We start from the raw sequence: 6,600 nt of genomic DNA, 5'->3' as shown, positions 1-6,600 counted from the left end.
GGATGCACCGGTCCTGTTCGTGGTGTCGGGCGGCCAGAACCGCATCGTCAACTACCGGCTGAAGGGCGACATGATGGTGGTCGATTATCAGATCGACACCGCCATTCTGGTGTCCGGCGTCGGCTTTTGGAACCAGGACAAGGTGACGATTCGGAGGGGAGGCTGATCATGCGGCAGGCCTCCTCGATGCCTCGGCTCCTCCTTCTCTGCCTGCTCGGCCTGCCGCTCGCGGGATGCGCGTCGTTCGGCGGCGGTGCCCTGGTCGCGAGTTCGGCGCCATCAGATCTGTCAGGTCCCGCAGCCTCGGCGATCGCCGGCGACATGGTGACGAAACTCGCAGAGCAGGTCAGGCCCGGCTCTGGCACGATCATCCTGAAGCCCGACGGCACGCCCTTCGGCCAGGCGCTGGAGACGTCGCTCAAGAATTGGGGATACGCGGTCGCGACCGATCAAAAGACCGGCGGCGAGAGAACCATTCCGCTCGCCTATGTGATCGAGTCCTACAACGGTCAGGTGTTGGCGCGCTTGTCGACCGGCAGCGTCGAACTCGGCCGCGCCTATGCCGCGACGGCCTCCGGAGCATCGCCGGCCAGCCCGCTCTCCGTCATGCAGCGCGGTTAGGAGAGGGCGGTCATGGTGCAATCCCTGAAGCTCGGCGGCAGTCCGGAGGCAGAGGAGGCGAGAGGAATTCGCCGCCTGAACCGACTGCCTATCATCGTCACCATCGTGCTAGTGATCGTCTTCTTCGCCGTCATCTTCTATGGCCTGACCTCGCGCGGCCTGTACTTCCGTCGCCCCGCCGGCGTCGACACCGCCTCTTCCAACCCGGCGTCGACCTATGCAGATCAACTGAAGAAGGGTGTCTCCAACGGCATCATCGGCGATCAACAGGAGGCACAGACATTCCAGCCGGCACCGCCGCAGCTCGAAACACCAAAACCTGCAAATAATCCCTTCGCCAGCCAACATCAGGCAGAGCTGGGCGGCTCGCAGCTCGAGTCGGAAGCGCTGTGGCGAGCGCGTCTCGACCGGGAGGCGCACGAGCAGTATCTGCGCGAGCGGCAACGCCAGCGCATGGCCCGCGTGCAGGCGAGCGATGCCGCCTATGATTCACCGCTCGCCGTCAATCTCGGCAAGCTGCAAATGTCGAGCGCTCCCATGAGCACTGCAGCACCGTCTCAGAGGACCATGACACCCGGTCCTGCACGCGGGGCGTCCGACCTTTATGCGGCGGCGCTTCGCGGCGGCCTCAGTACGCAGAACATCGATCCGAACGGACAATCGGCGAAAGAGGAGTTCTTCAATGCGGACCTCAAGAAGCTCGGCTACCTCCCCAACAAGGTGGTCACGCCGACATCCGCCTACGAATTGAAACGCGGCTCCGTCATTCCTGCGACGCTGATCACCGGCATCAATTCCGATCTTCCCGGTCGCATCACCGCCCAGGTCAGCCAAAACGTCTACGACAGCGCCACAGGCCATCAGCTGCTGATCCCACAGGGCGCCAAACTCCTGGGTCGGTACGATTCCAAGGTTGCATTCGGACAAAGCCGCATCCTTGTGGTCTGGACTGACATCATCTTCCCGAACGGCTCGACGTTGCAGATCGGCGGCATGGCCGGCACCGATGCCGAAGGCTATGGTGGCTTCAACGACCAGGTCGACAATCATTATGTCCAGGTGTTCGGCTCCGCGATCCTGCTCGCCGCGATCGGTGCCGGCATCGATATGTCGGTGCCGGCGGGTTCGCCGTATGGGTATCGGCAGACGCCGTCCGACTCCGCACGAAACAGCTTTGCCGAGACGTTTGGCCGGGTCGTCGAACAGACGATCAGCAAGAACATCAACGTCCAACCCACACTGGAGATCCGACCAGGCTATATGTTCAACGTCCTCGTCGACCAGGACATGGTGTTTCCCGGAGACTATCGTCCCTAAGATACGACGATACGGCGCGCGCACTCTAGAAGTGGCGGCGCAAGCTTTCGAGAAGCTGACGAGGCCGGAGCCGCGGCAGGATGTATGCTCCGCTTGCCCTGGGTGCGTCTGTATGGCACCTCATGAATTCGGTAGAGAGCCCCCAGCATGGGCCCTACCGCAGTCTTGAGGGGCGGCCCTCTACACGTCCGTACCTCGTGGCCTTAGCCGCCCCTCTTGCTTGCTGACAAACACTGCTGGCGCGATTGCGCTAATCAAGGCCGCACTCGCCCCATGGGCCACAAGCCGATGGCGGCTTTATCGATCGAAGCGTCCATTCGAGAGCCGAATTCCCGGTTTATTGGCCGTTTCCCGCGCTTTCGGGGCTCAATCAAAACCGAAAACCTAAAGGGCCTGATATGCGCAAGGTTCGCGGTCCGGCGATCCCGCCGGCCATCCGATCCCGGTAGGACCCGGTCAAAGTGTGGTAGCGCAGCGAGGGACGGCTTGGCTATCGAGAGTGGGATAATGTGGTCGATGTGGATAGCGCCATCGAGAAAGGCTCGCTTACTCATGCTTCTGGTGAATTGGCGTTCGAGATGGACGCCATAGGTCGGCAGCGCTGTGGCGCAGTATCGCTTCCACCTTTGAGGGAACGCCCGTCGCGCCGGATCGCCACGCGCAGCAATTGGTCGTAATTGCCGCGCCACTTCTTCTTGAGCCGATTGCGATGCCGCTCGTATGCATTGAAGGCCTGGTCGCGCCGATAACGCAGCGCCCATTGTCGCGCCACGTCAGGCTCGGGGCAAGCCACGGCTTGGCTTTTATCAATTCTGCCCGCGCTATCCTGCGTCGGGTCGATCGCGCCCGCTTTAGCTCCGCTTCGCGCGGGGGGGTGGTGGCGCGCGCCGCTGCTCTCGCCGCCCGCGCTTTTGCGTATTCGGTTTGCCTACAAGCACGAAGCCGTTCTCAATTTTGCGCTTTCCAACGTTTACTGTCGCGCGCCATGGAAAACTGCCTCCTCATATTGCCTCAGATGACAATGTTACCGAAGCGCACCCTAGTGTCTTCATCAGCTGCCGCGAGTCCCAGCAAGCCGCTCGCGAAGCGCGCCCTCCAGAGCGCCGTAGCGAGAAAGCGGCTTGCGATGATTCGGCGAAAGAACCTGTCGCGATTAGATACCAAGACGCGAAGCTTGGACCGATAATCTGATTTCTGTGCTGCTGATGAGCTGTCGAGCGGCCTTTGATCCCCAATTCTTCACCAAGCACTGCACCGTACGCCGCTGATGGCCGCTGAACCGACCGGGCGCATGCGCTCAGTTCGAATTACCTGCAAGTCGAGCGAGCGCATCCCGATTGGCGCCGCCATTGAAAAGACCGAAGGCGTGACAAAACGTCATGCCGGAAAGACGCTTGGCCGCCTGGACCAAGGTGGTTTGAGAAGATGAAACAGCAAAATACTTAGGCTGGTGCGGGGCGGTTGGCATGCACTCTCAGAGTCTCAGCCATTCGGATTAAATCGGCCAACGACCGTGCGCCCATTTTCTTCATTACGTGTCCGCGATAGATCTTAACCGTGATCTCGGCGAGCCCGAGTTCTGCAGCTATTTGCTTGTTCATCAGGCCAGCTGTAACCAGTTTCAACACCGCCTGTTCGCGGGTGGTCAACGTTTCGAACGAGGACCGCAGCTTGGCAACCGTCTTTTCAAGCTCCCGCCTCTTGCGATCCCGGTCGGTCGCGGCGACCACGGCATCGAGCAGCTCCTGATCGCGGAACGGCTTGCTGAGGAAATCGACCGCTCCACCTTTCATGGCTTTGACAGTCATCGGAATGTCGCCATGGCCAGAGATGAAAATCATCGGAACTTGAAGGTTCAATTTGATCATTTCACTCTGGAGGTCGAGGCCGCTCAATCCTGGCAGCCTGACGTCAACGACGAGGCAGCTGGCAGCAGCTGGACGCCTGCCCTGTAGCATTTCCTGGGCCGATCCGAACGCAACAACGTCCAGGCCGACCGATTGAAAAAGATTTGTGAGCGAACGACGCATCGAGGAGTCGTCGTCGATGACGAAGACAATCGCCTTTTCGAGCGGCTCCTCAGCCTTCGCTTCTTTGGGCGGCGACTCAGAGTGCGCGGTCACAACACGACCTCCTTTTGCAACGGCAGAACGAATTGAATGTTGTGCCCGCCTCCCACCTGCGGGAGAATAGATAGGCTTCCTCCATGACCATCAGATCGGCAGCCCCATTCCGAGACAGCTCGATTTGGTGGTGAAGGAGAGGTTAGATACCTGGTCCGTGTCGTCGTCGGGGATCCCGACGCCGCAAGCGTCACCAGCCCCAGCGCAATGGTACCAAAAACAAACTTCGTGGCTGAGCGTCCACACTTGATGAGCCATGATTAAACGTCCTAGCCGCTCTCTGGCGGGATAGTTTAGAACATTTGGCACGATAAGAGGCAATTCGTCTTTCGAATGCAGTTCGAGGACGATCGCGCGAAGAATACAATCGGCGGGTGCAAGCGCTGACCGCTACCATCCGTGGGAGCGAGCGGCCGGATTTAAAGGTCGATCTCTTCTAGGTCCGGCACCTTTTGCGTGCAGGCTGCGAGCGCTCAACAAGAGCGCCATGAGGATCGATGAGGCATTTTCACGACCTCACGCAAGGTCTTGGAGACCCATCGTCTCAATCGAAGTCGACTTTCCGGTACCCGTTTTACCGATGATGTAGACGTGCGAACAAGGTCTTCGTCCTTGGTGCCCGAACTGAAGGCAAAGCGAAAGCGCATGCCGAGAGCCTTCGAGAGGGCTATCGACGTGCAGCGGGGCTTGATCAATTGACAGGGTGGCGTACCAACCCTGGTGGAGCACGCGTTTCGGTAATCTTTTTCATGAAATCAGATTGCTCCAGTTTGCCGTGTTCGAGCAAACCGATCTCTTGCATTACGCGCTTGCGAGTTGTCATCATCGGTAAGCGCGGATTTTGGCGCACGGGCTATGCGCGCAGTTGGCCGCGGCGCGATGTGACGCCGGGCCATCGGGGCTACCCCCACATGTACGATTTGGTCCGCGCGTCCCGTCCGTCCTCCTTGAGGACCTGGACCCAGGTCTCGTCACAGTGGATCAGGGGCTGCGACCTGAGCTTTTGCTTCAGGGCGTCATACACCCGCTGCAGGTGCAATTCGCTTGAGCGGATCACCCAATTGCCAGTGCGCCGCGACTGATGCTGACATTGGCGCGCGCCGGTGCGTCCGCCAGCCGATACAGCGGCATGCCGTCGACGAATTTGTTGGCGAGCACGAGCGCCAGAGTTGATGGCGTGGCGACGCTGCCGGGCAAGGGCTGCGCCGGCATCGGCGCAGTCACCATCCTGGGTGCGCGAGGCGGTGGTGGTGGCGCGCCAGAACGGCGCCGGCGACAAGCATCTTATCGCCTATGTGGTCTGCGCGCCCGAGGCCGGCTCGGACGAGGGCGATGGAGGCGGGCTTGCGGGCGCCTTGCGCGCGCACTTAAGTGCGCGGCTGCCGGACTACATGGTGCCGAGTGCGTTCGTGCGGCTCGCGGCGCTTCCGCTGACGGTGAACGGCAAGCTCGATCGGAACGCGCTGCCGGCGCCGGCCGATAAGGCCTATGCGCTGGCGGCCTATGAGTCGCCGCAGGGCGCGATCGAGACGGCGCTGGCGCGGATCTGGGCCGAGCTTCTCGGTGTCGAGCGCATTGGGCGCAACGACCACTTCTTCGAACTGGGCGGCCACTCGCTGCTGGCCGTGCAGATGTCGAGCCGGCTGTCACAGGCTGTTGGGGTCGAACTGCCGCTGTCGACGCTGTTCGCCAGGCCGGTGCTGGCCGATCTGGCGGCAAGCATCGTCGAGGTGTTGAGCCGCTCCGGTCCCCAAGACCTGCCGCCGATTGCGGCCGTGTCGCGTCATGAGCCGCTTGTGCTGTCGTTTGCGCAGCAGCGGCTATGGTTTTTGGCGCAGCTGGACGAAGGCAGCACGCACTATCACATTCCGCTGGCCTTGCGGCTGCGCGGGGTGCTCGACCGAAGCGCCTGGCAGCGCAGCCTTGACCGTCTGTTTGCCCGTCACGAGGCGCTGCGCAGTATCTTTGTCGCACCGGAGGGCAAGCCCCGAGTTGAGGTCCTGCCGCCGGATGCGGGACTGCCGGTACTTGAGCACGATCTGCGGCACAGGCCGGATGCGGAAGCGGCACTTTTGGATCTGTGCCATGAAGAGGAGCGCACGCCGTTTGATCTTGCGCGCGGGCCGCTGATCCGCGGGCGTCTGGTGCGGATGTCGGATCAGGAACACGTCTTCCTGCTGACCCAGCTGTCCGTCGTCAGATAATTTGAGACTGGTCAGGCTTTTTGAGAAGGGAGGCTCTGGCTCATCAGGGTTAGAGTTTAAGCGACCTGCAGTTGATGCTGCAAGCGGCGGTTTGCGATGGTGTCGCGCTTGATGCGGTTTCGTTCTGCGAGGATCGCCTCAGCCCTGCCAAAGTAGACATCGGCCGGCGTGAGGTTGTCGATGCTCTCATGATAGCGGAGGTGATTATAGTGTTCGACGAAGGACCGTACTTGACGTTCGAGATCACCGGGTAGGTAGTAATTGTCGAGCAGGATGCGGTTCTTGAGCGTCTGATGCCAGCGCTCGATCTTTCCCTGGGTCTGAGGATGGTACGG

At 61.0% G+C, this 6,600-nt stretch carries 6 protein-coding genes and 2 pseudogenes; 4 read left to right on the top strand and 4 right to left on the bottom strand.

Annotated features, from left to right (window positions below; all coding sequences use genetic code 11):
* The 3 genes and pseudogenes from QJT78_RS47275 to trbI form a co-directional block, all read left to right on the top strand.
* Window positions 1-166: pseudogene (locus QJT78_RS47275) on the top strand (P-type conjugative transfer protein TrbG); the annotation flags it as partial.
* Window positions 167-168: 2 nt separating this feature from the next.
* Complete coding sequence (gene trbH, locus QJT78_RS47270; RefSeq protein WP_281460730.1) at window positions 169-621, top strand: conjugal transfer protein TrbH; 453 nt, start codon at window positions 169-171, stop codon at window positions 619-621.
* Between the two features lie 12 nt (window positions 622-633).
* A complete protein-coding gene (trbI, locus tag QJT78_RS47265; RefSeq protein WP_281460729.1) occupies window positions 634-1,938 on the top strand; it encodes an IncP-type conjugal transfer protein TrbI in 1,305 nt (434 codons plus the stop codon).
* 550 nt (window positions 1,939-2,488) lie between these two features.
* Here trbI and QJT78_RS47260 read toward each other — a convergent pair.
* The 3 genes and pseudogenes from QJT78_RS47260 to QJT78_RS47250 form a co-directional block, all read right to left on the bottom strand.
* Window positions 2,489-2,710 carry a hypothetical protein gene (locus QJT78_RS47260; RefSeq protein ID WP_281460728.1) on the bottom strand — a complete coding sequence of 74 codons (222 nt, stop codon included), beginning with the start codon at window positions 2,708-2,710 and terminating at the stop codon, window positions 2,489-2,491.
* A 670-nt stretch (window positions 2,711-3,380) separates the two neighbouring features.
* Window positions 3,381-3,998: a response regulator gene (locus tag QJT78_RS47255; RefSeq protein ID WP_281460731.1), complete on the bottom strand. Its 618-nt coding sequence runs from the start codon at window positions 3,996-3,998 to the stop codon at window positions 3,381-3,383.
* A 970-nt stretch (window positions 3,999-4,968) separates the two neighbouring features.
* Window positions 4,969-5,288, bottom strand: a pseudogene (locus tag QJT78_RS47250) (transposase); the annotation flags it as partial.
* Here QJT78_RS47250 and QJT78_RS47245 point away from each other — a divergent pair.
* On the top strand, window positions 5,234-6,265 hold the full coding sequence (locus QJT78_RS47245; RefSeq protein ID WP_281460727.1) for a condensation domain-containing protein: 1,032 nt from the start codon (window positions 5,234-5,236) through the stop codon (window positions 6,263-6,265). The pseudogene QJT78_RS47250 and the gene QJT78_RS47245 overlap by 55 nt on opposite strands.
* A gap of 56 nt (window positions 6,266-6,321) precedes the next feature.
* Here the strand turns inward: QJT78_RS47245 and QJT78_RS47240 are convergent.
* Window positions 6,322-6,600, bottom strand: a 279-nt coding sequence (locus QJT78_RS47240) for an integrase core domain-containing protein (RefSeq protein ID WP_281460726.1), incomplete at its 5' end; no start/stop codon positions are given.

Origin of the sequence: Bradyrhizobium sp. Mp27, from assembly GCF_029953005.1 — a bacterium.
Classification (GTDB): Bacteria; Pseudomonadota; Alphaproteobacteria; order Rhizobiales; family Xanthobacteraceae; genus Bradyrhizobium; species Bradyrhizobium barranii.
The sequence above is the reverse complement of the archived record's forward strand: the minus strand, read 5'-3'. Positions and strand labels throughout refer to the sequence as shown.

Coding starts and splice junctions, on each gene's coding strand:
- trbH (WP_281460730.1), top strand. CDS start 169: ATGCGGCAGGCCTCCTCGATGCCTCGGCTCCTCCTTCTCTGCCTGCTC.
- trbI (WP_281460729.1), top strand. CDS start 634: ATGGTGCAATCCCTGAAGCTCGGCGGCAGTCCGGAGGCAGAGGAGGCG.
- QJT78_RS47245 (WP_281460727.1), top strand. CDS start 5,234: ATGGCGTGGCGACGCTGCCGGGCAAGGGCTGCGCCGGCATCGGCGCAG.